This is a genomic window from Sodalis sp. RH19, assembly GCF_047324215.1.
GTDB lineage: Bacteria > Pseudomonadota > Gammaproteobacteria > Enterobacterales > Enterobacteriaceae > Acerihabitans.
In genome coordinates this window covers 620,194-646,531 of record NZ_CP178734.1, presented here as the reverse complement: position 1 = coordinate 646,531, position 26,338 = coordinate 620,194, and the positions used below count along the sequence as shown (strand labels likewise).

Here is a 26,338-nt window from a genome sequence, read left to right as displayed (position 1 = left end):
TCTTCATACAGGCATTTTATGACACGACAACATGACGCCGGGCGGCCCGTTACGCTGGCCGCCCTGCTGGACTGGCTCGACGACGGCGAAGAGCTGGCGTTTATCGATATCCGCGAAGAAGGCCCCTATGGCGAGGGCCATCCGCTGCTGGCGGTTAACGTTCCCTACAGTCTGCTCGAAACCGCCCTGCCCCCGCTGGTGCCCCGCGCCGGCACGCGTTTGGTGCTGCTGGGCGACGACGAGGATGTGACGGCGCGGGCCATAACGCGCTTATCCGCCCTGGGATATGACCGGCTTTATTTTCTGGCCGGTGGAGTACAGGCCTGGGAGCGCGGCGGTTACCCGTTATTCAAGGGCGTCAACGTGCCCTATAAAGCCTTTGCCGAGTTTGTCGAACACCTGCTGCATACGCCGGATATCGCTCCGGACGAACTGGCGCGCCTGATCGAACGCCAGGAGGATTACGTCCTGCTGGACAGCCGCACGGTAGAGGAATACGACCGCTTCCATGTGCCCAGCGCCATCGCCGTACCCAGCGCCGAACTGCTCTATCGCTTCGAGGACCTGGTGCCTTCGCCCGAGACGCTGGTGGTGATCTCCTGCGCGGGCCGCACGCGCGGCATCATCGGCGCGCAGACCCTGATTAATGCCGGCGTGCCTAATAAAGTGGTGGCGTTGTCCGGCGGCACCCAGGGCTGGCGGCTGGCCGATCTGGCGACGGTACGGGACGATGCCCGCTACTTCCCACCGCTGAGCAAACGGGCGCAGCAATCATCCCGCGCACGGGCGGACGCGCTGGCACAACGCTACGGCGTAAACGTTATCGACGCGGCCACGCTCGGGCAATGGCAATCGGACCCGGAGCGCACCACCTATCTGTTCGATGTCCGTAATCATGACGAATATCAGCGCGGCCACCGGGCCGGCGCCCGCTGGGCGCCGGGCGGACAGCTGGTACAGTCGCTGGACAAATGGGCGGGCACGCGCAATGCGCGCATCGTGCTTAATGATAATGACGGGGTGCGCGCCACTACCACCGCCCATTGGCTGCTGCAGCTCGGCTGGGACGCGGTGGTGCTGCCCGGGTTCGATGGGGCGAACACCGCATCTCACCCCACGGCGCCCTTGCCCTTGGCGTTGCCGCCCGTCCCGGTTATCGACGCGGCGGCGGCCAGGCAACGGCTGGACGCCGGCGCCCTGGGCCTGAGCGCCGATCGCAGTTGGGAATACCGCCGGGCGCATCCCGCCGGTACGCGCTGGGTAAACCGATCGCGGATCGCGGCCGACTTGCCGCCGGCCGGCGAGATCCTGGTGTTTGCCGGGCAAGGGACGCTGGCCGCAGGCGTGGTGCGTGATTTAATCGACGCCGGATTCGATGCCAAACGCGTGTCCGGAAAGCCGCAGGATTGGCAGGCCGCGGGATTGACGGTGCAAAGCAGTCCGCAGGATCCTCCCGCCGACCAACAGATTGATTATTTGTTCTGGTTGCACGATCGCCATGAGGGCAATGCCGCCGCCAGCGCCGCCTATCTGGCGTGGGAGGCCGATTTGCCGCGGCAGGTGGCCGACCCCTTAGCGGCGCATTTTGCCATCCGCCGCTAAGGAACCGTCCTGTCGCGCCGCCCGCCGCCGCGACAGGCCTTTTACCCGGACGGCCGCCGGTTACAGCGCCGGACCCCACGGCTTATTTCCGCCGTCGCGCAGGCCTTTCAGCGCGTGGCCACGCGGTTCCTCCCCCCAAGCGCTTCTCTCCCTGCAATAGCGTTCAAGACGGCGGCGACGGGCCGCCGCATTATAGAGCGGTATTTTTATTTCATGGAGTCCCAGGCATGTCCGAAGCAACCAAAATACCCGAACGCTGCGTTATCGTGGTCGATAGCGAACTGCCCGTGGGCAGGGCGGCAAACGCCGCCGCCGTCATCGCCCTTACCGTTGGCCAGCGCCATCCGGCGCTGGTCGGCTTGCCCCTGGTCGACGCCAGCGGGTGCGAACATCCCGGCCTTATCCCCATCGGCATTACCGTTCTGGCGGCCGATCGCGCCACGCTGTCCGCCCTGAGAGCCAAAGGCGCCGGGTCGGGTTGCGACATTATTGATTTTCCCGTCCAGGGCCAGCAGACCACCGACTACGCCGCTTTTCGCGAGGCGGTAGCCCGCGTGGCCACCGAAGAACTACAGTATGTTGGCCTTGCCCTGGTCGGCGAGCGTAAGCCCATAAGCAAAATCGTGGCCAAACTCGGGCTGCTAAAATAGCCGCAGGCATAAACGCCGGGGCGGCGCGGACCCTGCGTGCCGGCGTTGCCTGGGTTCTTCAAAGTGATGTACCCTAACAGAGGAGTGTTTGCGCCCCTTGTCCCAGAGGATGTCCCCATGCCGTTCAACCCTTCCGACGTCAATGTCTGGCGGTCGCCCGACCTGAAGGCCGAGCTGCTGCGCGGCACATTTGTTGATTTTTCCTATGATGTGCATACCCATGATACGGCCTGTTTCGCCCTGCTCACTGAAGGTAATATCCGCATCCGCACGCGGGGCAATGAATTTATCGCCCGGCGCGGCGATCTGTATGCCATTGACGCGGACGAACCGCATGCGGGCTGGCCCGTCACCGCGCAGGGGTGGAGCCTGCGTACCCTGTATGTGGATATCGCTTATCTGCATCAGCTGGTTGACGAGCGCGGCGCCAGGCATGCCTTGACGATTTCCGGCCCCATTATCAGGGATCCCGAGATTAACGCTATTTTGTATGCGCTACACCGCAGCTCGGAGACCCAGGGATCGCTGTTATTTCGCGATCAGGCTTATCTGGCGTTTTCCGACACGCTGATGAAGCGTTACGTTAAAGACGCCGCCAAATCGCCGGACGGCGGACCGGAGCTTGGCGCGGTGCGGCGGGCGCGGGCGTTTTTGGATGAACATTTGGGGGATCGCGTCAGTCTGATGGATATCGCCGTCCAAACCGGCATACCGCCGTTTCGCCTGCTGCGCGCGTTTGAGCGCGAATACGGCATGACGCCCCACGCCTACCAGCGCCAGGCCCGGGTGCGCTATGCCATGCACCTTATCCGCAACAGATGCCCTCTCAGCCAGGCGGGTATTTTATCCGGTTTTGCCGACCAGGCCCATTTTACCCGCTGGTTTCGGCGCTTTATGGGGGTAACGCCCGGTCAATATCAAAAGGCCCTGCACGGCGTTTAGCGGTGAGAATGACCTGGCTGTCAAAAGGACCGCGCGCTTGCCGATGACCTCTTTCGCCGGCCGGGCATGAAATACCGCTTTCACCATCGGATCGTTCGCTTAAATAAGTCTGGGCGAGTGATCTTTAATACCAAAGCGATCGGGTAAATGATCGTGAAAATTGATGGTTGCTTTATTTAATGGTATTTCTGGAATTAACTCATTACCGGCCCTTATGGCTGGATTTGCCAGGCTGATTTCCTGGCGGATTAAAACGGCGTTAGCGCCAGCAGGATAACATTCTACTATTGCGGCCATAAAAAAACCCCAGCAGGGTGGGGTTTCGTCTCTGCGCGATGTTATGCGTCAGTGTTGGATTTCCATCATTTCCTTAACGTCACTGCGATTGATCTGCTGCTTGGTTCCATTAGCATCTTTGTAGCTTATCATACCGGTCTGGTCATCTACCTTCGGTTTGCCTTCACTGACAATGGTGCGTCCGTCGTTGGTATGCATGGCATAATTATTATCGGCGCAACCCGCCAGCAGGATGGTGAACATACATGCGGATAAAACATATAAGCTTTTTTTCATAACGAACTCCTTTTGTTAGGCCTACTAAAGGTTTAGCACAGACAAACCAAGCCGCAAGTCGGAACGCATCTTTCGTCCTGTTTATACCCTGCCCCGGCGCGGCCGGCCCCACGGTCGAATCCGTGCCTACGCGCCGCGGGGCGCGGCCTGCGCGTCTTTTATGATGCCGCTCACGTTATGTTATCTGGAACATTGTCCTTTTTTACAGCGCTACTATGCTTTCTGATTTCTGAGGGCGCCAATGCCTTTTTATCTACCGGCGGATCCGGCCTATGTCGAAAAAAAAGCTTTTTTTCTCTTCCACCGCTGAAATGACCTGTCTGTTTCGGGCCAAATCTTTTGGCGAAACACGTCAACACTTTAAAGGCGACGATTTTATTGCGGTAATGATCTGTTATGCATTGAACTCATTTTTATCGCTGATGCATAAATCTTTTTTACTTAACGACGAGATGTTTAATGCCTCGGTACCGCCCGGCGCTTATGAATATATTTTAGGCCGGACAAACTTCCTGGATAACATTTTCATGACCCTGCCCGCGGACTGTAAACAGGTCTTTATTCTTGGCGCCGGTTTTGATTCCAGGTGCTGCCGCTTCCAGCAACAACTCAGGCACTGTCAGGTGTATGAAGTCGATCATCCTGATATGCAGCAACAGAAACGCGCTATTTTCAAAAAAATAGATATTGATTTTCCGGCCAACGTTCATTTTATCGCCATTGATTTTTCCCGGCAACGCATAAACGAAATATTGACACAGCTTGCAATTCCACGCGGCGAAAAATGTTTTTTTGTGCTGGAAGGGCTGACCTATTATCTGGAAGCGGAACAGGTCGAGGCTATTTTTACCGCCATTAGCCGGCACGGCGGTCCGGGGAGCCAGGTATTTTTTGATTATGTGGATACCGCAGCGATTGCCGGAGAAAATAGCCAATATGGTTTGCAAGAATGCGTGGCGGCAGTCAGGAAACTCGGTGAAGCCTGGACGTTCGGTATAGAGGCTGATAAAGCCGCCCAATTCCTGGCGCCGTTTCATTTTGACATCATCGAACAATTGACGTCGCGTGAAATGGAGGAACAATATTTTACCGATGAACACCATAACCGGCTGGCAAAGACCATGAGTTCGCTGACGCTGGTACGCGCCCAACGGGTGTGAACGCGTCTATCGCCCCGGCTCCTCCTCCCTCACCCGGCGGGGTGGTCAAAGACGCCGTCGGTTAAAAACGCCAGCGCAGCCAGGCAAAAACGACATTGCCGTTATTGCGCGTACCAGGAATATAGGTGCCCTGGAAGGTAATAGTGTGATAGCTGACCGACGCCAGCGGCAATAGGGCCGGGATGGGATAATAACGCCAATTATGCCGGGCCGTGACCCCAAGCGTGAAGCCCGCTCCCAGCCTGAAATCGTTATCGGCAAGGGGCCGCCATTGCGATTCCCAGGCATAACCGGCGAAAGGTTCCCAGCGGTTAAAGGAGTCCTTAAAAGCCATGGCATAGAGTGCGTGCCAATTATCCCGTTCGTCCAGTCGTGAAATGCCATATCCCAAACCCCAGGGACGCTCATTATAACGCCGGATATGCTCGTCATCATAAAAATAGCGATTATGCCAGGTTATTACCGGCACATAAATATCCTGGTCGGGTGAGGCGTTCCATGTTTTAGCGATATTGGCGGTAAAATTCCGCCATAAACCCTTATTCTTATCCAGCGTAGGATCATGACAGACATTTACTGCCAGCGCCTCAGGCATTATACCCAAAGCCAGTAGGGGAATCGCCGCCCATTTAAATAACCACATCAGGTTACTGCTCCCTGAAAGCAATACACCACATCATCATTTATCATCATTACCGCACACTATTACACGTAGGACTTATACCGGTTGCCGGGAGGATCCGGTGTTATACATTTCGGAATCGCAGGTTATGCCACACTTTGTATAAATCAAATATAAACAAAAATAAAAATGCGGATGGCCATGCGGACGTTATTATCCGGCGTGGACTGCCGGTAGGGATGAACCCGATAACAGCCTGCGCCTCTTGCGCAATGCCATTGCGGTAACATCTGAATGTTCGGCACGCGGCATGGTTTTGCCGGGGCGGTGATGCTGCTATTATTTAGCCAGCTCGCCTTTTGCCGCTAACCCCGGGATTGCCGGGGCCGACACTACGCCGCAAGCCCGGGCGCAATCCCGGCATGCACATTCACACCTGAAGGAAACCAAGATGACCACCGTTAATGAAAGATTGGCATGGCGCTATGCCACCAAGAAGTACGATGCGACGAAAAGCGTGCCCGCCGAAAAGCTTGAACGTATCATTGAAGCTGTGCGGCTGGCGCCTACCTCAAGCGGGCTGCAACCCTTTGAGCTGTTCGTGGTCAGCAACGCGGATATCCGCGCAAAGATTCGCACCGTGGCTTGGGATCAGGCGCAGATTACCGACTGTTCGCACCTGCTGGTTTTCGCCGCCTGGGACGACATCACGCCCGATCGCGTTAATATGATGTTCGACCTTACCAACGACGTGCGGGGTTTTAAAAACGAAGGTTGGGAAAATTATCGCCAGATGTTGCTGGGTATCGTCGCCGGTCGGGGCACGGAGGCTAACTATCAGGCGGCCGCGCGGCAAGCTTATATCGGCCTGGGCGCGGCCTTGATTGCCGCGGCGTTCGAAGAGGTTGACGCCACGCCGATGGAAGGATTCGATCCGGCGGCGGTCGATGACATCCTCGGTTTGCCGGCGAAAAACCTGCGTAGCGTGGTTATGCTGCCCCTCGGTTACCGGGCGGCCGAAGGTGACTGGCTGGTGAACCTGAAAAAAGTCCGGCGCAGCCGCGATAGCTTCGTCACTGAAATAAAATGAACCGGACATTATTGGTTTCAGCGGCAAGGTGATCGCCACTGCTGCTCATGGCCGGCGGCGATAAGCGACGGCCAGGCAGAATCCTGGCATTAGTCAGGCACGGCCGTCCTTAGAGCCTATGGGCGGCGGTATAGGCGGCGATGGCATTTTGCACCGGCTGCGCGCGGCGGCTGTTTACCGGACTGACCACGGCGTAGCTGTATTTATTGTCGCTCCAGTACTGCGCCAGCAGGTTGCCGGCCTCGCGTTTGCCGCTCTTCAGGCCGTTGCTCCCCGATGGCCGGATATAATAGGTCACCCGCACCCCCTGGCTATCCTGATAAACGATTAACGCCGACGGACCGGTATCCGTCGCCATCAGGCGCCCCCCGACCAGGGTGAAGCCATATTCCTCCAGGTTGGGCGGCATGGCGCCATTGATAAAATAGCGGCTGACCCAATTGTCCATGTCACCGCGGTTATCGGCCACCACGTCCAGCACCGGCAGTTTATCCTGGCTGAACAGCTGGTAGGCATGTACCGCGTCCTCCATCGGCAAGGCATGGCGCTGCATCTCCAGGTCCCGGAACTGCCAGCCGGCAATACCGCCCGCGCCCAGGGAAAAAAGCAGCGTAAAGGCCAGCGCCAAGCGCGTCTGTCGCCGGGACTGGATGCGGCGGCGGATTGCCTGCGCCTGCACAAGACGGGTCTGGAGGTCCGGCGCCTGCGTCAGGGATTCGTCATGGGTCAAGGCGACCCGCAGCCGCTGGGTTTCAGTTTGCCAGCCGGCGACCCTTTTCGCCGCCTCGGGATGCCGGGAGAGGTATTGCTGGACCCACCGGCGCTGCGGCTCATCGAGCTGGTTGTCCACATAGGCGTGTAAATCATTTTCAGTGGGCGTCCGGGTCATCATTTTAATCTCCTTAACGACGGATTAACGGGCGCGGCGGTGCCTTCCGCCAAATCGTGCAATTGCCTGCGCGCGCGCGACAGCCGCGACATCACGGTACCCAGGGGGATGTCCAGGGCCTCGGCCACTTCCTTATAACGCAAACCCTCGACGGCGACGAGCAGCAGGATGGCCCGCTGATCGGTGGGAAGCGAGGCGAACCCCGCCAGCACGCCATCCGTCAGCGCCAGGTCCTCCGGCGAGGCGGCATATTCCTCCTCTCCCTTAAACAGCGATAACAGACGTAAATAGCGTTTTTTGCGGCGCTCCCCGTCGATAAACTGCCGGTACAGAATGGAGAACAGCCATACCCGCAGGTTGTCCTCATGTTGCAGGGCCGCATAGGCGGTTAACGCTTTTTCCAGGCCGGACTGGACCAAATCGTCAGCCCCGGCGGGATTGCGCGTCAGCCACAGGGCAAAGCGCCGCAGCTGCGGCAGTACTTCCCTTATCTGGCGATCGGTAAGCCCGGACATGGTCATCAGCTTCCTTTTATGACATGGCGCGTTACAACGCCTGGATTTGCACCGGCGCGCCATAGTTTTCGGCGGTCCCTTTCACCACCACCAGATAGCGGCGTTCCGCCTTGCGGTCCTGGCGGACGACCTGGCGAATCGGTCCGATAGCGTTAACAATCGCCGCGCCCGCGGGATTGGTCATAAACGCGCTTAACGGCTGTACCCCGCCGCCGCCGTCGGGGCGCGTGGCCAATGCCAGCAGATAAGCCTGTTTGGGCTCCAATCCGGTCACCGCCGCCTGCAACACCTGCGTCAGGCCCTGGTCAAACAGCGATACCGTGGTCGGTGCCGGCCCCCCCGCCGCGCCGACGCGCCGCAACGCCAGATGCGTGGCCTTCCCGGCCACGCCCAGGGTTTGTAAACCGGCCCTGCCGTCCCCCTCCGGCACCGCGTTGGGCACATAAGCCAATGCCTGCGGCGCCTGGCCGATGGGAATGGTGGCGGTAACTTTATTGCTTAACGTATCGATAACCGCCAGCGCATCGTCATTTTCCAGGCCGACATAAACCCGGCTGCCGTCGGCGGACGGCCAGACGCCATGGGGTAAATTGCCTACGGCGATAGTGGCCGCCTGGGTGAAATCATCGGTGCGGAACACTTTTACCTGGTTAAGTCCGCCAACGCTAATATACGCGAAGGTGCCTTTGGCATTATGCGCGATATTGACATGATTGGTAATAGGTCCGGTATCCAGCGTTTTCAGCAGCTGAAAAGGCGGCTGCGCGGCAAACACCTGGGTTTTCCCCGAGTCCTTAAGGGTAAACCACACCTGTTTGCCGTCGGGCGTGGCCGCAATATTCGGGCAGAACGGGCTGGCCTGTTTCACCCGTCCGACAATGGCGTGATCGGCCATGGAAACCACCACTGTTTCAGGATTAAAGGATGAACAGATATAGCCGTATTTGCCGTCCGGCGAAAAAATCTGCATGCCCGGCCCGGCCGGCACCTTGATACGCAGCTTTTCCTCATAACTGGCGGCGTCCAGTACGGCAATATAATCTTCGCCGCGCACCGTGACCCACACTTCCCGGCCGTCGGGGGTAAAAAACGCCTCATGGGGCGCCCGTCCCAGATAAGTGGTGTGTTTCACCTGGTTGGTGGCGGTAGCGATAAAGGTCACGGAATTGGTGCCGATGGCGACCACCGCCAGGGTTTTACCGTCCGGAGAAAAGCCCAGCCCGTGCACCAGCACCTGGCCGCGATACAGCGGGCTGAGGTTGCCCGGCTGCGGATCGCCCAGGCGAATGACCCCCAGCAGGGTATTGTCCGCCGGGTCGGTGACCGAAAGGGTATTGGAAAACTGTTCGGCGGCGTAGACCCGGTCATGATGGCTGACGGGGATATCGGCGCTTGCGGCGGCGCGCGGCGCCTGCCCGGCCCAGCCGGACAGCGGCGCGGTAAGCAGGGTCAGCGATAGGGCCATAAAGGATGATTTCATGATGGTTGTCCTTTCAGTGGGAACTATGACGTTAATGTCCGGCGCGCGCGCTGCCGGCAGGGATGAGATCGGGCGCCGGCGCGCTTGCCGGCAACGGGTCCCCCAGCGCCTGGCGCATGGCGGTGATTTCCTGCTGCTGGGTTATGATAATTTCCTGCGCCATGCGGCGCAGCCGCTCGTTACGGCCATAACGCAGCTCCGCCTGCGCCATGGCGATAGCGCCCTGGTGATGGGGCGTCATCATGGCGACAAAATCGCGATCGACGTCGCCGCTGGGCGTCAGCGTCATGGCGGTCATCATTTGCGTCATCGCGGCATCATTCTCGCGCAGGAAAGGCGCTTCAGTGGCCGGCCCAGCCGTATCGGCGCCCGCCGTCGCGGCATAACTATCACCATGGGCATGGGCGGCGGTCATTAGCAGGGCCGCAAGTATGCCGGCGGCGGACCACCGGCAGCGTGGGGTGAAAGGCATCTTATCTCCGTCAAAGCGGTGCATAGGTACGGATAAGACGCGCGCGGATACGGATTATTCCCGGATGCGATTTTTTTTGCCGCCCGGCGGGACGATAGCGGCTACGCGCAAGATTGCCCGCGGGCCGGCCATTAACCCCATTTTGCTTATTACATAAGCAAAATGGTTGTTCAGTCACACTCGTTTCATCCTGTTAAGGCCACAATGATGACAGGTGAAAGGGAGGTGACTTATGCAAACTAACGACATTACTTTTCTCGCAGCGCTCGCCGTGATTATTATTGGTTTTGTTTCGTTTATGTATGCATGATCGGAGAGGATGACTGGACGATAGAGACAGAGAAGCGCACCGACAACCTTTGCTGTACTCCCTCTTGCGAGGAGGTAAGTGGCCGATGCGCTTTTCTGAGGAAAAAAGCCCCGTCACCGGGGCCGTCAAAAAATGACGTTATCCTTTCCGGCGCTTATCTCCGGCGCTCATGACCCGGGGCCAAGGCGTTAGCTCTGTAAAGGATGATGTGTATATTAAGATTATTCTTAAGACCCTGCAGTGATAAACATCACAGTTCCATAGCATTGCTGGTTATTATGGTTTTTTCCTCAGCCCAGCGCCGACAGCACGGTCATGACACTGACCGACAACACGGTCAGCATGGTCAGCGCCATCATCCAGCGGCCTTGCCCGGCCGAACGCGTCAGACGGCCATATCCCCACAGCCACATCATGCCCGCCAGGATTAACAATAGCGTTCCGCCGGCCAGCAATAGCCGGTTGCCGCCCGTCGCCGCCGCGCGCAGCAGCAGCAAGGCGTTAACGGCGGCGACGAAAGCGGTGCGCGACCAGGCCAGGCAGGTACGCTCAGGCTGCAGGCCGGGGTCCGGCGGCGGTGCGCCGCCGGCGCCGGGCAAGAGAGGTCCGCTCATGGCATCAGGATTAGCACGGTCAACGCCAGGGCCACGGCCGCCACAAACAGCGCCATCATCAGCAGCAGAGGGGTCTGCGGCAGGGAAGCGCCGGTGCGCATGGCCAGCTCGCTGGCCGCCCAGCGGCGGTACGCCATGATGCCAAGGCTTGCCGCCATGACGGACAGCAGCACCGCCAGGGCCGCGCGCACCTCATGCGTTCCCAGGCCCAGCGCGAACTGATCGATGCCCACCGCGCCCGCCAGAAAAGCCAGCGCCGTGCGAATCCATGCCAGGAAGGTGCGCTCGTTGGCCAGCGAAAAACGGTAGTCCGGCGGTTTACCCTGCTGCCACCAGCGGCCGCCGCCCTGGGGAGGGAGAGTCTGCGAAGGCGCTTGCTTATCGGTTTGATTGTCCATAACGGCCTGTTAACGGCGCGCGGCGCCGACGGTAAAAAAGTGGTGGAATCGCCCGGGAACAAGATAGCCCAAACCGGCCGGAACCTGAAGCGACACTTTATCCGCGCATGGGTTTTTCCCCGGCGTTTTGCCGGTCAATAAGACATTCACCGCCGCCGTCCTTGCGCAAACGGCGTCATTAGGCCGTTATTTAAGTCATGTGTTCCATTATCATCATTTTCATCTTTCCCTTTTTCCGCGGGATTTCCACAGTGTTCCCCCATGACAGGAGTACCATCGGTAATGAATAATGCTTATTTAAACACACGCTATAACCGTTACGATCATTCGCCGGCGTTTTATCAGGGGAATATCGACCGCTCGTCAATCAACGCACGCTACAACTTCGCCCCCCCCTCCATTCCTTATGGTCCTTATGGACGCACGTCCATCAACTCCACCACGTTTCCCCTTCCTGAAACGGTGAGCAACACGCCGCTGGCCCTCTCTTCCCCCGCGCCCGTGAAGAACGGCATCGCCGGGGCCACGCAGACCGGCACCGGCACCGGCGTGAGCGCGGGCAAAGCGTCCGCCGCCCGGATCGTGCCGGCCGGCAATCCGACGAAAACCTATCCGCGCTATAAAGCGCCGGTCAATACCAGAAATGCGTCCATGTCCGGCCCGGCGTCATTCACTGAGTATGGCCGCGGCCCCGTACGCGGGGCGGTTGCTCCCCTCTCCCCGCATGACGAACCGCCGCCGCCCTACGCAAAAAAACCGCCGCGGGATAATGCCCTGTCAGGCTGCCTGCCCTGGAGACGAAGTGATAAAAAATAGCAACGTCCCGGCCGGACTGCGGCGCGGGACGTCATCTTTCGCTACAGGGACGTAGGTCCGTCCCGGCATAGTGATTGTCGTTATACCGCTAGACCACAGGCGTTGGCTGCAGCGCCGTTTTATCGGGACGCCCTTTTACCACGGTCCAGACGATAATCATCGCCGTAATTTCGAATATCGACAGCATCAGGAACAGCGGCGAGAAGCCGATAATGCCCACCAGCGCGCCGACCACCAGGGTAAACAAGGTCGAACCGCCCCAGCCTATCATGCCGGTCAGGCCGTTGGCGGTGGCGACTTCATTGCGGCCGAAGAGATCCGAGGACAGCGTAATCAGCGCGCCGGAAAGCGTCTGATGGGCAAAACCGCCGAAGCACAGCATGGCGATGGCGAAATACGGGCTGTGATATAAACCGATAAGCCCGGGGCCAATCATGCACAGCGCGCCGACGGTCACCACCAGCTTGCGCGACACGATAAGCGTAACGCCGAAATGTTTCTGGAAAAAGCCCGGCATATAGCCGCCGAGGATACAGCCCACATCGGCAAACAGCAGCGGCATCCAGGCAAACATGGCGATATGCTTTAAATCAAAGCCATAGACTTTCCATAAAAATAACGGTACCCAGGCATTAATCGTGCCCCAGGCCGGCTCGGCTAAAAAGCGCGGAATAGCGATACCCCAGAATTGGCTATCCTTGAGTAATTGGCTTACCGGTACTTTTTGTGTATTGCTGCTGTGATGGCGGGATTCCTGTCCGGCATAGATATATTCGCGTTCTTCAGAGGAGATATTTTTATGTTTATCCGGGGTATTATATAATTTGTACCAACCCACCGCCCAGATTAAACTCACCCCGCCGGTTAACAAAAACGCGAAGTTCCAGCTGTGCACCATAATCGCCCAGGCTACCAGCGGCGGCGCCAGTACGCCGCCGACAGCGGCGCCGGCGTTGAACCAGCCCACGGCGACAGGACGTTCCCTGGCCGGAAACCATTCGGACGAGGCTTTAAGGCCCGCCGGGATCACCGCGGCTTCCGCCATGCCCAGCGCGCCGCGCAGGATACCCAGCGCCACCCAGCTGCCGGCGAAGGCGTGGGCCATATTCAGCACCGCCCAGGCAATGGCGAACAGCAGATAGCCCAACTTGGTGCCCAGCAGGTCCAGGATGTAGCCCGCCACGGGTTGCGTCAGGGTGTAGCAACCTTTGAATATGGCGTCGATATAGGAATATTGCTGCACGGTAAAATGCATCTCTTGCATGATGGTCGGCGCCGCCACTGCCAGCGAATTGCGCGCCAGATAGTTAAGCACGGTGGCCAGCATCACCATTCCGATCATATACCAACGTAAGTTTTTTATTATCCTCATCTTTTACCATCCCAGAGAAATGAAGTGAATATTGAGAGCGCAACTTTGATGATCACAAAAAGAAACAAAAATTCATTTAAATTGAAATACCGTTTCTATTTGACGCGGAGTATATTATCGCCTTTTAGCATTTGGCGTGATTAACCTCACAGAAACTTGAGATTAGGTTCTTTTTCAGCACTTTTTTTTAGTTTTAAAAAAATATTTTACCGGGATATGGATAAATTTTATTGGCGAATTTCCGGTGGGAAAACAAGGCTCAATAATGAAACGGCCGATAAATGATAGCTGCATTACATTATTCCGCCATGATTTAGCGGATGTTGCTTTATTGATTAACAGCACCATTACAAACCCGTCATTATCCGGTAATGATATGGACTGAACGGTTATTTATGGCGCCGACGCGGCATGGCGGGGCGCCGTTTCCCCCCGGTCAGCATCATCCGTCGGTTGCAACCCAGGCCGGGGTATTACACTATGCTAACCAGCCGCTTTGCCGCCTGCGTGTAACGAGGCTCTTATCCTGAACAATCTGGAGAATAATGATGACGCAACACGAAAAACCAGTATGGTTTATTACCGGCTGCTCCACGGGTTTCGGCCGGGAACTGGCCGGCCATACCCTGTCTTTGGGTTATCCGACGGTCGTTACCGCGCGTAATCCGGACCAGGTCAACGATCTGATCGCCGGCCATGAGGATCATGCGCTGGTCTTAACCCTGGACGTCACGCGCCAGGAACAGGTGGACGCCGCCGTGAGCGCCGCGCTGGAAAAGTTCGGCCGTATCGATGTGCTGGTGAACAACGCCGGCATCGGTTATTTCGGTTCGTTCGAAGAGAGTGATATGGACGATGTGCGCCGCATGTTCGATATCAACGTCTGGGGCCTGACCGCCATGACCCGGGCCGTGCTGCCGGCCATGCGCAAGCAGCGCAGCGGCACCGTGGTCAATATCTCCTCCATCGGCGGCATTACCACCTTCCCCTCGCTGAGTTTTTACCACGCCACGAAATTCGCGGTGGAAGCCTTGTCCGAGTCGCTGGCGCAGGAAGTGGAACCCTTGGGCATTAAGGTGCTGATCGTCGAGCCGGGGCCGTTTCGCACCGACTGGGCCGGCCGTTCGGCCAATGAGGCGCCGCAGACCATCGCCGACTATGCCGAAACCGCGCATGCGCGCGCCCGCGTCAGTCGCGATAACAGCGGCAAGCAGCCGGGCGATCCGGTGCGCGCCGTCAAGGCCATCGTCAAGGCGGTGGAAGCCAAGCAGCCGCCGTTGCGTTTACTGCTGGGCAACCCCGCGCTCGAAAACGCCCATAAAAAAATCAAACTCCTGCAGCGGGATTTTGATGGCTGGGCAGACGTCACCCGCGGCGCGGATTTCCCTAAAGACGAGTAACGCCCGGCTCAGCATGCAGAATAAAGGGGGCGGCGGCGGCCCCCTTCCTGCCATCAGACCCGATGGCTATGTAATATAACCGAACAGTATTTACTGCAATTTAACATTAACCGCTAAGATAATTTTTTATCCGATATTCATTATCTCACAAAAGGGTCATACCCTATGTCTGGCAATATTGCTGAAAAATTGATTAGCTGTCGACGCGAACTGCACGCCTATCCCGAATTGTCCAACCAGGAATTCGCCACAACGGAAAGGATCACCCGTTGGCTGACGGAGGCCGGCATCCGGATTTTACCGTTAGCGCTGAAGACCGGCGTGGTGGCCGAAATCGGCAAACAACCCTTTCCCCTGATCGCCCTGCGCGCGGACATCGACGCGCTGCCTATCGATGAAGTTTCCGGCGTACCGTTCAGTTCGCGCCACGAAGGCGTTATGCACGCCTGCGGCCATGACGTCCATACTTCGGTGATGCTGGGGGCGGCGTTGTTATTAAAAGCGCGCGAAGCCACCCTGCCGGGCACGGTGCGGATATTGTTCCAGCCCGCGGAAGAAAATTTCAACGGCGCCTGCCATTTGATTGACGCCGGCGCGCTGGAGAACGTGTCGGCGGTATTCGGCATGCATAACGCGCCCGAGCTGCCGGTGGGCACCTTTGCCACCCGGCGCGGCGCGTTTTATGCCCATATCGACCGTTTCCAGATTACGGTGACCGGCAAGGGCGCCCATGCGGCCAAACCCGAGCAGGGTATTGATACCATCGTGACCGCCAGCCAGATTGTGAACGCGCTGCAAACCCTGCCGAGCCGGAATTTCAGCTCGCTGGAATCGCTGGTGGTGAGCGTGACGCGTATTCAGGGCGGCAATACCTGGAACGTGCTGCCGCAAACGGTGGAGCTGGAAGGCACAGTGCGTACGCATAATGTGAAGGTGCGTGAGAAAGTGCCGGATATTCTGACCCGGGTGATTGACGGGGTGGCCAGCGCCATGGGCGCGGAGGCGTCGCTGTCGTGGTATCCGGGGCCGCCGGCGGTGGTGAATACGCCTTTCTGGGCGGATTTCAGCCAGCGGGTGGCTGCCGACGCCGGTTATCAGGTCCAGGAAGCGGAGCTGCAAATGGGAGGCGAGGATTTTTCCCTGTATCTGCAGCAGGTGCCGGGGACCTTTGTCAGCATCGGTTCGGCCAGCGAATTCGGTCTGCACCATCCGCGGTTTAATCCCGACGAACAGGTGATTTATCCGGCGGCGGCCTATTTCGCGCGTTTGGCCGATGAGGCGCTGTCCGCGCTGCTAGTGACGCAAACCAGCGCGCAAGCGGCTTCGGTGGATTAACGCCGGGCTGGCGGCACGTTCCCTCTTTAACACGTCTGCTTTGAACCCGGCGAGGGAGGGCATGCCATGGGGCCCCGGCCGGGTGGGAAAGCCGCGACTGATTTAACCTTATAGATAGACGTGCATTTCCTATAACTTGTCGTGGGTAGATGCGGCGATCGCAGTTCTGGCGCGCTTATGCGACCGTGGATGGGTTAGGTCGCGGCGGTGAGGTTTATGTTGCCGCGGTGGTAAGGTTTATGTTGCCGCGGCGGTGAGGTTTATGTTGCCGCGGCGGTAAGGTTTATGTTGTTGCGGCGGTGAGGTTTATGTTACCTCGGCGGGGGTTTCGCTTGCCGTGCGTTCGGCGGTTATATGGAATGCCGGGCGCCGGCAAGCGAAACCCTCACCGCGGCAACATAAACCTCGCCACACGCCCCTTCGCCGCAGCAGCATAAACACGCAAGCGCCCCCCCGCCAAGGCTGGCCGCTGCAGATTTACATTCAGAAAAAAGGTTTATCTCTCTATGTCATTGCGTGCTACACACAGCAGCCAGGTGACAAGATCACCAGATCATTACCGGCCGAAACACTGAACTTGCGCGACGGTGACTCGGGCGGGCGGGAAAACCATGCCCCATTCGCCCCATAGGCACGCACTTCCCTCAACACCTTTGCGCGACGTTGACGGGCCGGGCGGTGCGCCCGGGGTTAGATTTGATAATCCAGCGCGGTCTCGAGAGCGTGAGGCGAAAGCACCTGTTCCTCGATTTCGGTCAGGGACAGCTGGGGGTTGCAAAGCTGGATAAAGCGCCAGGCATATTTGCGCTGCAGTTGGCCGCGTTTTACCCCCAACCATACGGTGCTGGCTTCGAACAGATGCTCGGCGTTGAGGCTGACCAGGCCGGTATCGCGCTCGCGATTGTAGGACATGTCCGCCAGCAGGCCGACGCCGAGTCCCAGCTCGACATAAGTTTTGATAACATCGGAATCCTGGGCGCTGAGCACCACCTCCGGCTTCAGCCCCGCGGCCTGAAAAGCCACGTCCAGCCTGGAGCGGCCGGTGATGCCGCGCCGGTAGGTAACCAGCGGATATTCGCTGAGGGTTTCCAGCGTTATGTCACCCGCCTGCGTCAGCGGGTGGCCTTCCGGTACCAGTACCGTATGGTGCCAGCTGTAATAAGGAAACGCCGCCAGTTGATCTTCGCCCATCAGCTTTTCACTGGCGATGCCCACGTCCGCTTCGCCGGATTGCAGCATGGAAACAATCTCCTCCGGGCTGCCCTGGTTCAGCACCAGGCGCACGCGCGGATACAGCGCGCGAAACTCCTTGATCACCGCCGGCAGGCTGTAGCGCGCCTGGGTATGGGTGGTAACAATGGAAAGTTCGCCTGAATCATTATTGGCAAAAACATCGGCGATGCGCCGAATATTATTGGCGTCGCTTAATATACGTTCCGCCACTACCAGCAGGGCTTTACCCGGTTCCGTCATGCCGATTAAACGTTTACCGCGGCGGATAAAAATTTCCACGCCCAGCTCTTCTTCCAGTTCACGAATATGGCGGCTGACGCCGGACTGGGAGGTAAATAACATACTGGCCACGTCAGTCAGGTTATAATTGCAACGGGCGGATTCCCGAATAATACGTAGTTGCTGAAAGTTCACGCGACGCCCCTCCTTTATCTTTAATATGGCTATATTCATACCGAGTAATAGCTAAAGGGACAAATAAGAAAAAACGGTAACTTATAGTTTTTTATACTAAGGAAAAACGCGGTAACAGATTAACGCGGGAAAATAATAAAAAGACAGGATTAACAGTAGGTTAAATTTTATCTTTTTTGGCCGGACATTATCAGCCGGCGACGGCGCTGCGCATGCGGCGGCTAAAGCAAAAATTTTTCTAAGCTTTTGCCTTTAGCCGCTAAGTCAATCAGACGCCGTCGCGGTACGCCAGCCAATGCCGGACGGCGGCCCGGGCCAGCGCCCGGGTCGGGTCAACGCTTACCGACCGCCAGGGTGAGTCGATGGCCGCAAAGGCCGGCGGCACCTCGGTGCAGGCCAGGATCAGGCGTGCGGCGCCACGCGCCGCCAGCGCCTGCGCAAGACGAGACAATAGCTCGCCGCCGCCGCGCAGATCGCCGCGTTTTACCGCATAGCAGCCGGGCACAAACCATTCCCGCATCTCCTGCGGCAGCGGCGTCAGCGTTTCGCCGCCCAGCGCGGCGATGCGCTGCTGGAACCAGCCGGCGTCCAGCGTGCCCTGCGTGGCGATGAGCCCTATCCGTTCGCCCCGCTCCGGACGCAGGCTGTCCAGCGTGGCGTCGGCAATATGCAGCAGCGGCGCACGGCTGGCCGCCGCCAGCTCGCCATACCAGTGGTGGGCGGTATTGCAGGCGATAAGGATATGGCTGGCGCCGGCGCCGTTGAGCCGGCGCACGCCGTGCAGTAGCTGCGGCAGCGGCGACGGACCGGTGCCGGCCAGCGCCTGCTGCCGGTCGGCGACTTGCGGTACGTTCCAGACCACCACCGGCGCATGCTGCTGATCGCTGTGCGCGGGGGTTTCCTCGATGATTTTCTGCATCAGGTCGACGGTGGCCAGCGGCCCCATCCCCCCCAGGATCCCCAGCAGGAAACGGCTCATTGCTGCGACTGCTCCAGCAATTGGCGATAGCCGAACAGTCCCGCCGAGCCGCCGGTATGGATAAAGACCACATTCTCACCCGGCTTGAACTGCCCCTGGCGAATCAGGTCGATCAACCCCGCCATACCCTTGCCGGTATAGACCGGGTCGAGCAAGATGCCCTCGAGCTGCGCCAGCAGGCGCAGGGCTTCCAGGGTACCGTCGGTGGGCAGGCCGTACCCTTCCCCCACATAATCGCTGTTGACCTTGATGCGATCGCGGGGCAGTTCGCCGCGCGCGCCAAGCAATTGCCAGGTGCGGGAGGCCAGCGCATAGACATTTTCTTCCTGTTTGGCCTTGGGGGCGCGCACGCTGATGCCCAGCACCGGAATGCCGCTGTTGCTGGCTTCCAGCCCGCTGACCAGGCCCGCCTGGGTGCCGGTGCTGCCGGTGGCGTGGACGATATGATCAATGCGCAGCCGCTGTTGGCTTGACTGGTAAAGCAGTTCCTCGGCGCAGGCCGCATAGCCCAGCGCGCCGATGGGATTGGAGCCGCCGCCCGGGATGACGTACGGCCGGTGGCCCTGGGCGCGCAGGGTGTCGGCTAGCCGTTCCATGGCCGCCTGCATATCGCTGCCGGCCGGCAGATGTTCTACGATGGCGCCGCCAAGCAGGTTATCCAGCAGGATATTGCCGGAGCGTTGGTAATCTTCGCCGAACCGGTCCACCCGCGTTTCCAGCAGAACCTGCGTTTTCAGGCCAAGTTTGGCGGCGCCGGCAATGGTCTGGCGGACATGATTGGATTGGGTCGCCCCCTGGGTTATCACCACGTCGGCCTCCTGGCGTACCGCGTCGGCCAGCAGGAATTCCAGTTTACGCGTTTTGTTGCCGCCGCTCGCCAGGCCGGTGTTATCGTCGCGTTTGATATACAGGGTCGGACCGCCGAGGTAGCGGCTTAAATTGGGCAAGGCTTCCAAGGGAGTGGGGAACTGTCCAAGGGTCAGACGGGGAAAACGGGCCAGATGCATAATGTTTTTCCTGGATTGAGAGCGAGAATGAACAATCAGAGTGTCGCGACGCCGGGGGTTGCCAGCGCCGCCAGTTGCCGCCAGCTGGTCTCATCGATAAATAGGCCCTGGCTGAGGCGTTGTTGATATTTTTCCTGCTCGGCGTCGCCGGGCAATAATAAGGCGTTGTCGTCGCGGGAGCTGCGCACCCAATCGAGCAAGCCGGCGATTTCCCGGCGATAGCTGTCGGCGCCGCCCAGTTTTTCCGGGTCGATAACGATCGACAGCATGCTGTTGAGGATGCGCTGCTTATCCCGGTTGTCATGGCGCTCGGTCATGCCGCCGGTCAGCGCCGCGCCGAGGAGCGAGCAAACCACCGACAGGCCCGACCCTTTATGCTGGCCGAACGGCAGCAGCGCGCCGAAGGGTTCGGTCATCAGCCAGCGCGGGTCGACGGCGGGCTGCCCTTTATCATCGACGATGCATCCCGGCGCCAATGGCTGGCCGGCGTTCCAGGCCAGCCGCACCTTATTGCCGGCGATAATGCTGGTGGCGAAATCCAGGATCAGCGGATGCCCCCCCGCCACCGGAATGCCGACGCAAAACGGGTTGGTGCCCAGGCGCGGCTGCACCCCCTGCCAGGGCATCACCGGCGAACGGCTGTTGACATTGGCAAAGTGGATGGAGACCAGCCCGGCCTGCGCCGCCTGTTCCGCCCAGGCGCCGATGCGTCCCAGATGGTGGGCGTCGGCCAGGCCGATAACCGCGACACCGTATTCCCCGGCGCGCCGTATGCCGGCATCCATGGCCTGGCGCCCCACCACCTGGCCGAACCCCTGGCCGCCGTTGAAAGACAGCACGGCGCCCGCGTCAAGGGTGACGGTGGCGCGGGCATCGGGATGCAGTCCGCCTTCGGCGATGGCGGCGATATAGCGCGGCAACATGGTCACGCCGTGGGAGTCATGCCCTTTCAGGCAGGCGTCCACCAGATTATCCGCCACCATGGCGGCCACGTCAGGCGCGACCTTGATATCCGTCAGCCGGGCGGCGACATAGTCGCGTAAAAAGGAATGCTGGAAAAGCGGCACGTTATATTCTCCTGGCGTTGCACGGCGCCCTGTTTATTGCCATGAACATCATGCTTAATCGTTGCCGCCACTATATCGCCGAAGAACTTTCCACCCAAAGACAACAATTAACTATCGATAGACGTAAAATGACTTTAGGTTATTATCGTTTATTGCCATTAATGCACTAAGCAAAGTTAAATAACGCATAAACATCTGCTTCTAATTTATTCCAAAAAACGATTTAACAATTATCACCGCATCACTTTATGATGGCAGGAATCATTTTCTTCTCTTATTCTGGGATAACATTAATGAATGTTTTGTTCAAAGGTATCGGCATCATTGCCGCCTGCGGTATTTTCCTGGGCAGCGTCCCGGCGCGGGCGGAAGGCACCATCAGCATCGCGCAGCAGTTCGGCATCGGCTATCTGATCCTTGATGTGGTGCGCGACCAGCAGTTGATTGAAAAGCACGGCAAAGAGCAGGGCCTGGATATCAAAGTGGACTGGCACAGCATTTCCGGCGCCACGGCGATGAACGAAGCGTTGCTGACCGGCGCGCTGGACGTGGCCTCCGCCGGGGTGCCGCCGGCGCTGACCGTTTGGGACCGCACCCGCGGCAAACAGAATGTCAAGGCGGTGGCCGCTCTCGGCTCCATGCCCAATTACCTGCTGAGCAATAATCCGGCGGTGAAAAGCGTCAGCGACCTGAGCGATAAAGACCGGATCGCCGTCCCCGCCGCCGGGGTAGGGTTTCAATCCCGCACCCTGCAAATTGAAACCGCGCGCCTGTTCGGCAACGCGGAATATAAAAAATACGACAGCATTACCCTGAGCCTGCCGCATCCCGACGCGACCAGCGCGCTTATCTCGGGCGGCGCGGAAATTACCGCGCATTTTTCCAGCCCGCCGTTTCAGTACCAGGCGCTGGAACATGCCAATATCCACAAAATACTGAGCTCCTACGATGTGCTGGGCGGCAAAGGCACGTTTAACCTGCTGTACGCCACCGAAAAATTCCATGACGAAAACCCGAAAACCTATAAGGCGTTTTTTGACGCCCTGGCCGAGGCGGAGCAGATCATCAAAGCCGATAAAAACGCGGCGGCCAAGACCTATATTCGCGTAGAGCAATCCCATCTGCCGCTGGAGCTTATCGAGAAAATTGTCAACGATCCGGAAAATGACTTTACCATCGCGCCGCAGAAAACCTTTGTCTACGCGGAAAAACTGCATGAACTCGGCATCCTGAAAAACAGCGCCGGCTCGTGGAAGGATTACTTCTTCCCCGAAGCCTACGCCCTGCCCGGCAGTTGAATCCGGGCTTCCGGTTAAAAGGAAAACGCACCATGACATTACATATCCAGCAGGCTCCGGATAACGCGCCGCTGTTGCGGGTAGGCGCTTTGAACCTGGAATACCGCACGCGCCAGCGCGTGGTGCGGGCCACCCATGATGTCAGTTTTGATGTCTTCCCGGCCGATCGTTTTGTGTTGCTGGGGCCGTCGGGCTGCGGCAAATCGAGCCTGCTGAAAGCCGTGGGGGGTTTTTTGCCCGCGGTCGGCGGCAGCATTCTGCTGGACGGCGAACGCGTCACGCAGCCCGGGCCGGACCGGCTAATGGTGTTTCAGGAGTTCGATCAGCTGCCGCCCTGGAAAACCGTGCTGGAAAACGTCATGTTCCCGCTGCTGGCGAGCGGCAAGGCCCGGCGGCCCGAAGCCCGTGAACGCGCCGGGTATTTTCTCGACAAGGTGGGGCTGACGGCGTTTGCCGATGCTTATCCCCATACCCTGTCCGGCGGCATGAAACAACGGGTCGCCATCGCCCGGGCGCTGGCGATGGAGCCGAAGGTACTGCTGATGGACGAACCTTTCGCCGCCCTCGACGCCCTGACCAGGCGCAAAATGCAGGAGGAATTGCTGGCGCTGTGGGAAGAGGTGCGCTTTACCCTGCTGTTCGTTACCCATTCCATTGAGGAAGCGCTGGTGGTCGGCAGCCGCATCCTGCTGCTGTCGCCCCATCCAGGACGGGTGCGCGCGGAGATGAACAGCCATCAGTTCGGCATCAACGACTTCGGCGGCAGCGAATTCCAGCAGGCCGCGCGCCGCATCCACGACCTGTTATTCAGCGATCCGGCGGCGTCCCAGACCGATCGCGCGGTCGCGGACAAACCACGGTTTAAAGTGGTCGGCGGCGCGCGATGATCATTTTTAGCCCTAAGCCATACCGTCAGGAAGCGTTGCCATGACCAAAAATCCTCCGATACGCCCCGAATATCAGCGGGATCTGCCGCCGATAGCCGAACTGAGCCTGGCTACGCCGCTGCCCTGGTCGACACGGCTGTGGAATCTTACCTGGCTGCGCAAAACGGCCATCCTGCTGGTGCTGATAGCGCTGTGGGAAATCGCCGCCCGGTGGCAAAACAACGATCTGCTGCTGCCCGGCTTTATCCAGACCTTTACCGCCTTTACCCAGGATATGGCCAGCGGCGAACTGCCGGCCAAGATCGGCCTGTCGCTGGGCACCCTGATCAAGGGCTACGCCATCGGCACCCTGCTTGCGCTGGCGTTAAGCTCGCTGGCGGTATCGACCCGTCTCGGCCGGGATATATTAAGCACCCTGACCTCGATGTTTAATCCTTTGCCCGCCATCGCGCTGCTGCCGCTGGCGCTGCTGTGGTTCGGCCTGGGGGAAAACAGCCTGATTTTCGTGCTGGTGCATTCAGTGATGTGGCCGATGGCGGTGAATACCTATACCGGTTTCCTCGGGGTCTCCGATACGCTGCGCATGACCGGCCGCAATTACGGACTGCGCGGCCTGCGCTACGTCTGGCATATCCTGATTCCCGCCGCCCTGCCCTCGATTCTGTCCGGCCTGAAAATCGGCTGGGCTTTTGCCTGGCGCACCCTGATTGCCGCCGAGCTGGTGTTCGGCGCGTCGAGCGGCAAGGGCGGGCTGGGCTGGTATATTTTCCAGAACCGCAACGAACTCTTTACCGATCGGGTTTTTGCCGGGCTGATTTCGGTGATCATTATCGGCTTACTGGTGGAAGGCCTGATTTTCACCACCCTCGAGCGCGTCACCGTCAAGCGCTGGGGCATGCAGAAATAGCGCGGGGCATCCGCCCTATAAACCCACGCCGGCCGGGCCGGCTGGCAAGGAGAGACATATCGTGATTGTGGTTAAAGCACCCCAGAATTACCTTAACGAAGCCGGACTGATTAACCGCATCGGCGACTACGTCGCGCCAATAACGCGCGAACGGGTGATGATCATTACCAGCCCGCGCGCCTGGCAGGCAACGCAGCCGGCGCTGGAAGCCAGCTTCAGCGCCCACGGCATCGGTTTCCAGCGCTATTTTTTACAGGGCGAATGTACCCGCGCCACTATCGCCGCCTTCAGCGCCCAGGCGCAGGCGCAGGACATCAGGCTGGTTATCGGCGTCGGCGGCGGTAAAGTGCTGGACACAGCCAAGGGTATCGCCGAATCCTGCGGACAACTGCCGCTTATCACCGTGCCCACCATTGCCGCCACATGCGCCGCCTGGTCGCCGATTTCGGTGCTATACACCGAGGCCGGCGGCCATCTGAACTCCATGCCGTTGCAGCGCACCCCGGAATGGGTGCTGGTGGACAGCGCGATTATCGCCGCCACGCCGGTGCGCTACCTGAAGGCCGGTATTGTGGACGCGCTGGCCAAATGGTATGAGTTCGAGCCTTACCTGCGTCGGGACGACAGCAGCCTGTCGCTGGTGCTCAAGGCGCAGGCGGCAAAACTGGCGCTGGATATATTTGAGCAGTCGGGCGCGCAGGCGCTGGCCGATAATGAGGCCGGCCTGGCCACGCCGGTGCTGGCCAGGGTATTGGACGGGGTGATTGCCCTGGCCGGCATGGCCAACAGCATGCGCGATGAAATTCCCCGTATCGGCGTCGCCCACGCCGTGCACAACAGCATGACCTACCATCCCGATCTGCACGGATTTTTGCATGGCGAACTGGTGGGATTCGGGCTGGTGGTACAGTCCTATCTGGACGACGACCGGCCGGACAGCCTGGCGGCGCAGGCCCATTTATTGCAGTTGCTGACGCTGTTTTCCACGCCTATCACCCTGCGGCAGCTGGGCATCACCGACGCGATTGACCAGCGCATTAAACAGATTGCGCTGGGGGTGAAAATTTCGGCGGACAACGCCGCGCGGCTGCCCTTTGCGCTGGGGACGGAGCGCATCGAGCGGGCGCTGGCCAAAACCGCCGGCGGGGACGCGCCGCGCGACGGGGTTGCCTCGCCGAAGCCGGCTTATTCCTGCGGCAGGTAGTCGTTGGTATAGTACTGAGCGGCGGGCAGCGTCTGCTTGACAATGCCAAGGCTGGTAACGGCGCCCAGCAGCGCGCTCCAGGCGCTATCGTCCAGCCTGAGCTGGTCCTTGCCCGGTTTGCCCAGTATTGCCATAGTGTCCTGCCACTGCTGTTTCACGAAGGCGGGATCATAGGCTTTACTGTACTGGGCGGCAAAAGCCGCCGTGCCTTCGTCGGGGTGCTCGATGGCATAACGGATGCTTTTGGCGGTGGCACGCATAAAGGCCTTGGCCAGCTGCGGATTCTTATTAAGCCACTGCTGGTTGCCGGCGAACATAAAGATCGGCGTATCGGGCACGCCGTGCGCCGTAGCCGCCAGGTACTCCGGCTTTTTGCCGGTGGTGACGGCTATTTCCGTCCCTTCGGCGTTGGTGATGCCGGTGGTGGCGTCCACCCGGTTTTGCAGCAGCAGCGGCACGGTATCATCCGCGGCGGCAACCATCTGCACGTCGTCAAGCGTCATGCCGGCGCTTTTCAACATCAGCGACAGCTGCGCCTTGGTCCAGGCGTCATTATAGATGCCGATTTTTTTACCCTTCAGTTCAGCGACGGTTACCGGCTTACCCTGCGGCGTAAAAATCCCCCAGTTATTGCCGCTGCCGTAACGGCCGATGGCGATGACCGGGGCGCCTTGCTCCTTGGCGAAAATGATGTCCATCACCGTGGTAAACGCCACGTCGGCACGGCCGGTGCCGAGAAATTTCATGGTATCGGCCACCGTGGGCGGCGCGACGATATTCAGGTCAATCCCCTCTTCCAGATAAAAACCCTTGGCTTTACCCAGCGTCCAGGGGATCCAAAAGCCGTCCGCCACCGGCCATTCCTGGACAAAGGTCACTTTGGCCGGCGCCTGGGCGGCCTGGACGGAAAAAGCGGTGACCGACAGCGCCAGCACGGCGGCCGCGCCTAACGCCGCATGACGAAATAATGCAGATAATGTCATAAATCATTTCCCTTAAGCCATGATGGGCAAGTGATAACCGATCCCCGAGGGGGCAGGCAGGCACGGGCAGGTAATCCGGAATCAGCCGCGCCATCTATGTAGAATAGTGGAAGCGAAAC

General features: G+C 59.1%; 27 protein-coding genes. 12 read left to right on the top strand and 15 right to left on the bottom strand.

What is annotated here, in order from left to right:
* Positions 1-18: 18 nt before the first annotated feature.
* From ACL2XF_RS03000 to ACL2XF_RS02990, 3 genes are all read left to right on the top strand, one after another.
* On the top strand, positions 19-1,602 hold the full coding sequence (locus tag ACL2XF_RS03000; protein ID WP_413723300.1) for a rhodanese-like domain-containing protein: 1,584 nt from the start codon (positions 19-21) through the stop codon (positions 1,600-1,602).
* Between the two features lie 227 nt (positions 1,603-1,829).
* Positions 1,830-2,252: a DUF2000 domain-containing protein gene (locus ACL2XF_RS02995; RefSeq protein WP_413727965.1), complete on the top strand. Its 423-nt coding sequence runs from the start codon at positions 1,830-1,832 to the stop codon at positions 2,250-2,252.
* 117 nt (positions 2,253-2,369) lie between these two features.
* Positions 2,370-3,194: a helix-turn-helix domain-containing protein gene (locus ACL2XF_RS02990; protein WP_413727964.1), complete on the top strand. Its 825-nt coding sequence runs from the start codon at positions 2,370-2,372 to the stop codon at positions 3,192-3,194.
* Positions 3,195-3,293: 99 nt separating this feature from the next.
* Here the strand turns inward: ACL2XF_RS02990 and ACL2XF_RS02985 are convergent, their stop codons facing one another.
* Complete coding sequence (locus ACL2XF_RS02985; RefSeq protein ID WP_413723303.1) at positions 3,294-3,491, bottom strand: hypothetical protein; 198 nt, start codon at positions 3,489-3,491, stop codon at positions 3,294-3,296.
* A 48-nt stretch (positions 3,492-3,539) separates the two neighbouring features.
* Positions 3,540-3,767, bottom strand: a complete 228-nt coding sequence (locus ACL2XF_RS02980) for a YgdI/YgdR family lipoprotein (protein WP_413727963.1) — start codon at positions 3,765-3,767, stop codon at positions 3,540-3,542.
* Positions 3,768-4,039: 272 nt separating this feature from the next.
* Here ACL2XF_RS02980 and ACL2XF_RS02975 point away from each other — a divergent pair, with 272 nt between their 5' ends.
* The gene (locus ACL2XF_RS02975; RefSeq protein WP_413727962.1) at positions 4,040-4,927 is read left to right on the top strand and encodes a class I SAM-dependent methyltransferase; all 888 of its coding nucleotides are present in this window, start codon (positions 4,040-4,042) and stop codon (positions 4,925-4,927) included.
* 61 nt (positions 4,928-4,988) lie between these two features.
* Here ACL2XF_RS02975 and pagP read toward each other — a convergent pair whose 3' ends face one another.
* Positions 4,989-5,522, bottom strand: a complete 534-nt coding sequence (gene pagP / locus ACL2XF_RS02970) for a lipid IV(A) palmitoyltransferase PagP (RefSeq protein WP_413728757.1) — start codon at positions 5,520-5,522, stop codon at positions 4,989-4,991.
* Positions 5,523-6,000: 478 nt separating this feature from the next.
* On the opposite strand from pagP, the gene ACL2XF_RS02965 reads away from it, so the two are divergent.
* Complete coding sequence (locus ACL2XF_RS02965; protein ID WP_410014261.1) at positions 6,001-6,639, top strand: nitroreductase family protein; 639 nt, start codon at positions 6,001-6,003, stop codon at positions 6,637-6,639.
* A 109-nt stretch (positions 6,640-6,748) separates the two neighbouring features.
* Here ACL2XF_RS02965 and ACL2XF_RS02960 read toward each other — a convergent pair whose 3' ends face one another.
* The 6 genes from ACL2XF_RS02960 to ACL2XF_RS02935 all read right to left on the bottom strand — a co-directional run bounded on the left by ACL2XF_RS02960 (position 6,749) and on the right by ACL2XF_RS02935 (position 11,317).
* Positions 6,749-7,531, bottom strand: a complete 783-nt coding sequence (locus ACL2XF_RS02960; RefSeq protein ID WP_413727961.1) for an anti-sigma factor family protein — start codon at positions 7,529-7,531, stop codon at positions 6,749-6,751.
* Positions 7,528-8,049, bottom strand: coding sequence for a sigma-70 family RNA polymerase sigma factor (locus ACL2XF_RS02955; protein ID WP_410014259.1), 522 nt, complete (start codon positions 8,047-8,049; stop codon positions 7,528-7,530). The genes ACL2XF_RS02960 and ACL2XF_RS02955 overlap by 4 nt, the downstream gene beginning before the upstream one ends.
* A 25-nt stretch (positions 8,050-8,074) precedes the next feature.
* Complete coding sequence (locus ACL2XF_RS02950) at positions 8,075-9,523, bottom strand: YncE family protein (protein WP_413727960.1); 1,449 nt, start codon at positions 9,521-9,523, stop codon at positions 8,075-8,077.
* A gap of 31 nt (positions 9,524-9,554) precedes the next feature.
* On the bottom strand, positions 9,555-9,995 hold the full coding sequence (locus ACL2XF_RS02945; protein ID WP_410014257.1) for a DUF305 domain-containing protein: 441 nt from the start codon (positions 9,993-9,995) through the stop codon (positions 9,555-9,557).
* Between the two features lie 600 nt (positions 9,996-10,595).
* Positions 10,596-10,919, bottom strand: a complete 324-nt coding sequence (locus ACL2XF_RS02940) for a DUF202 domain-containing protein (protein WP_410014256.1) — start codon at positions 10,917-10,919, stop codon at positions 10,596-10,598.
* Entirely contained in the window at positions 10,916-11,317 is a 402-nt protein-coding gene (locus tag ACL2XF_RS02935) for a YidH family protein (RefSeq protein ID WP_413727959.1), read from the bottom strand. Before ACL2XF_RS02935 ends, ACL2XF_RS02940 begins: the two co-directional genes overlap by 4 nt.
* Before the next feature lie 282 nt (positions 11,318-11,599).
* Between ACL2XF_RS02935 and ACL2XF_RS02930 the strand changes: the two genes are divergently transcribed.
* The gene (locus ACL2XF_RS02930; RefSeq protein ID WP_413727958.1) at positions 11,600-12,133 is read left to right on the top strand and encodes a hypothetical protein; all 534 of its coding nucleotides are present in this window, start codon (positions 11,600-11,602) and stop codon (positions 12,131-12,133) included.
* Between the two features lie 88 nt (positions 12,134-12,221).
* On the opposite strand, the gene ACL2XF_RS02925 is transcribed toward ACL2XF_RS02930, so the two are convergent.
* Positions 12,222-13,505: an MFS transporter gene (locus ACL2XF_RS02925; protein ID WP_410014253.1), complete on the bottom strand. Its 1,284-nt coding sequence runs from the start codon at positions 13,503-13,505 to the stop codon at positions 12,222-12,224.
* A gap of 545 nt (positions 13,506-14,050) precedes the next feature.
* Here ACL2XF_RS02925 and ACL2XF_RS02920 point away from each other — a divergent pair.
* Together ACL2XF_RS02920 and ACL2XF_RS02915 are read left to right on the top strand one after the other, a co-directional pair.
* Positions 14,051-14,905 (top strand): oxidoreductase, encoded by an 855-nt coding sequence (locus ACL2XF_RS02920; protein WP_410014252.1) that lies wholly within the window; start codon positions 14,051-14,053, stop codon positions 14,903-14,905.
* A 165-nt stretch (positions 14,906-15,070) separates the two neighbouring features.
* Positions 15,071-16,240: an amidohydrolase gene (locus ACL2XF_RS02915; RefSeq protein WP_410014251.1), complete on the top strand. Its 1,170-nt coding sequence runs from the start codon at positions 15,071-15,073 to the stop codon at positions 16,238-16,240.
* Between the two features lie 690 nt (positions 16,241-16,930).
* On the opposite strand, the gene cbl is transcribed toward ACL2XF_RS02915, so the two are convergent.
* From cbl to ACL2XF_RS02895, 4 genes are all read right to left on the bottom strand, one after another.
* A complete protein-coding gene (gene cbl / locus ACL2XF_RS02910) occupies positions 16,931-17,887 on the bottom strand; it encodes an HTH-type transcriptional regulator Cbl (protein ID WP_410014250.1) in 957 nt (318 codons plus the stop codon).
* 268 nt (positions 17,888-18,155) lie between these two features.
* Positions 18,156-18,866, bottom strand: a complete 711-nt coding sequence (locus tag ACL2XF_RS02905) for an aspartate/glutamate racemase family protein (RefSeq protein WP_413727957.1) — start codon at positions 18,864-18,866, stop codon at positions 18,156-18,158.
* Entirely contained in the window at positions 18,863-19,873 is a 1,011-nt protein-coding gene (locus tag ACL2XF_RS02900; protein ID WP_413723313.1) for a D-cysteine desulfhydrase, read from the bottom strand. Before ACL2XF_RS02900 ends, ACL2XF_RS02905 begins: the two co-directional genes overlap by 4 nt.
* Before the next feature lie 35 nt (positions 19,874-19,908).
* Complete coding sequence (locus tag ACL2XF_RS02895; RefSeq protein WP_413727956.1) at positions 19,909-20,940, bottom strand: malate/lactate/ureidoglycolate dehydrogenase; 1,032 nt, start codon at positions 20,938-20,940, stop codon at positions 19,909-19,911.
* A 293-nt stretch (positions 20,941-21,233) separates the two neighbouring features.
* Between ACL2XF_RS02895 and ACL2XF_RS02890 the strand changes: the two genes are divergently transcribed.
* The 4 genes from ACL2XF_RS02890 to ACL2XF_RS02875 all read left to right on the top strand — a co-directional run bounded on the left by ACL2XF_RS02890 (position 21,234) and on the right by ACL2XF_RS02875 (position 25,236).
* Positions 21,234-22,238, top strand: coding sequence for an ABC transporter substrate-binding protein (locus ACL2XF_RS02890; RefSeq protein WP_410014246.1), 1,005 nt, complete (start codon positions 21,234-21,236; stop codon positions 22,236-22,238).
* Positions 22,239-22,270: 32 nt separating this feature from the next.
* Positions 22,271-23,125 carry an ABC transporter ATP-binding protein gene (locus ACL2XF_RS02885; RefSeq protein ID WP_413727955.1) on the top strand — a complete coding sequence of 285 codons (855 nt, stop codon included), beginning with the start codon at positions 22,271-22,273 and terminating at the stop codon, positions 23,123-23,125.
* Between the two features lie 40 nt (positions 23,126-23,165).
* Positions 23,166-24,032, top strand: a complete 867-nt coding sequence (locus ACL2XF_RS02880) for an ABC transporter permease (RefSeq protein ID WP_410014244.1) — start codon at positions 23,166-23,168, stop codon at positions 24,030-24,032.
* Positions 24,033-24,093: 61 nt separating this feature from the next.
* Positions 24,094-25,236, top strand: coding sequence for an iron-containing alcohol dehydrogenase family protein (locus ACL2XF_RS02875; protein ID WP_413723316.1), 1,143 nt, complete (start codon positions 24,094-24,096; stop codon positions 25,234-25,236).
* Here ACL2XF_RS02875 and ACL2XF_RS02870 read toward each other — a convergent pair.
* Entirely contained in the window at positions 25,218-26,219 is a 1,002-nt protein-coding gene (locus ACL2XF_RS02870; RefSeq protein WP_410014242.1) for an ABC transporter substrate-binding protein, read from the bottom strand. The two genes, ACL2XF_RS02875 and ACL2XF_RS02870, sit on opposite strands and share 19 nt — an antisense overlap.
* Positions 26,220-26,338: the final 119 nt, after the last annotated feature.

What these genes read in the sequence shown, in the direction of transcription:
- ACL2XF_RS03000 (WP_413723300.1), top strand. Translation starts at nt 19, where the DNA reads ATGACACGACAACATGACGCCGGGCGGCCCGTTACGCTGGCCGCCCTG.
- ACL2XF_RS02995 (WP_413727965.1), top strand. Translation starts at nt 1,830, where the DNA reads ATGTCCGAAGCAACCAAAATACCCGAACGCTGCGTTATCGTGGTCGAT.
- ACL2XF_RS02990 (WP_413727964.1), top strand. Translation starts at nt 2,370, where the DNA reads ATGCCGTTCAACCCTTCCGACGTCAATGTCTGGCGGTCGCCCGACCTG.
- ACL2XF_RS02985 (WP_413723303.1), bottom strand. Translation starts at nt 3,491, where the DNA reads ATGGCCGCAATAGTAGAATGTTATCCTGCTGGCGCTAACGCCGTTTTA.
- ACL2XF_RS02980 (WP_413727963.1), bottom strand. Translation starts at nt 3,767, where the DNA reads ATGAAAAAAAGCTTATATGTTTTATCCGCATGTATGTTCACCATCCTG.
- ACL2XF_RS02975 (WP_413727962.1), top strand. Translation starts at nt 4,040, where the DNA reads ATGTCGAAAAAAAAGCTTTTTTTCTCTTCCACCGCTGAAATGACCTGT.
- pagP (WP_413728757.1), bottom strand. Translation starts at nt 5,522, where the DNA reads ATGCCTGAGGCGCTGGCAGTAAATGTCTGTCATGATCCTACGCTGGAT.
- ACL2XF_RS02965 (WP_410014261.1), top strand. Translation starts at nt 6,001, where the DNA reads ATGACCACCGTTAATGAAAGATTGGCATGGCGCTATGCCACCAAGAAG.
- ACL2XF_RS02960 (WP_413727961.1), bottom strand. Translation starts at nt 7,531, where the DNA reads ATGATGACCCGGACGCCCACTGAAAATGATTTACACGCCTATGTGGAC.
- ACL2XF_RS02955 (WP_410014259.1), bottom strand. Translation starts at nt 8,049, where the DNA reads ATGACCATGTCCGGGCTTACCGATCGCCAGATAAGGGAAGTACTGCCG.
- ACL2XF_RS02950 (WP_413727960.1), bottom strand. Translation starts at nt 9,523, where the DNA reads ATGAAATCATCCTTTATGGCCCTATCGCTGACCCTGCTTACCGCGCCG.
- ACL2XF_RS02945 (WP_410014257.1), bottom strand. Translation starts at nt 9,995, where the DNA reads ATGCCTTTCACCCCACGCTGCCGGTGGTCCGCCGCCGGCATACTTGCG.
- ACL2XF_RS02940 (WP_410014256.1), bottom strand. Translation starts at nt 10,919, where the DNA reads ATGAGCGGACCTCTCTTGCCCGGCGCCGGCGGCGCACCGCCGCCGGAC.
- ACL2XF_RS02935 (WP_413727959.1), bottom strand. Translation starts at nt 11,317, where the DNA reads ATGGACAATCAAACCGATAAGCAAGCGCCTTCGCAGACTCTCCCTCCC.
- ACL2XF_RS02930 (WP_413727958.1), top strand. Translation starts at nt 11,600, where the DNA reads ATGAATAATGCTTATTTAAACACACGCTATAACCGTTACGATCATTCG.
- ACL2XF_RS02925 (WP_410014253.1), bottom strand. Translation starts at nt 13,505, where the DNA reads ATGAGGATAATAAAAAACTTACGTTGGTATATGATCGGAATGGTGATG.
- ACL2XF_RS02920 (WP_410014252.1), top strand. Translation starts at nt 14,051, where the DNA reads ATGATGACGCAACACGAAAAACCAGTATGGTTTATTACCGGCTGCTCC.
- ACL2XF_RS02915 (WP_410014251.1), top strand. Translation starts at nt 15,071, where the DNA reads ATGTCTGGCAATATTGCTGAAAAATTGATTAGCTGTCGACGCGAACTG.
- ACL2XF_RS02905 (WP_413727957.1), bottom strand. Translation starts at nt 18,866, where the DNA reads ATGAGCCGTTTCCTGCTGGGGATCCTGGGGGGGATGGGGCCGCTGGCC.
- ACL2XF_RS02900 (WP_413723313.1), bottom strand. Translation starts at nt 19,873, where the DNA reads ATGCATCTGGCCCGTTTTCCCCGTCTGACCCTTGGACAGTTCCCCACT.
- ACL2XF_RS02890 (WP_410014246.1), top strand. Translation starts at nt 21,234, where the DNA reads ATGAATGTTTTGTTCAAAGGTATCGGCATCATTGCCGCCTGCGGTATT.
- ACL2XF_RS02885 (WP_413727955.1), top strand. Translation starts at nt 22,271, where the DNA reads ATGACATTACATATCCAGCAGGCTCCGGATAACGCGCCGCTGTTGCGG.
- ACL2XF_RS02880 (WP_410014244.1), top strand. Translation starts at nt 23,166, where the DNA reads ATGACCAAAAATCCTCCGATACGCCCCGAATATCAGCGGGATCTGCCG.
- ACL2XF_RS02870 (WP_410014242.1), bottom strand. Translation starts at nt 26,219, where the DNA reads ATGACATTATCTGCATTATTTCGTCATGCGGCGTTAGGCGCGGCCGCC.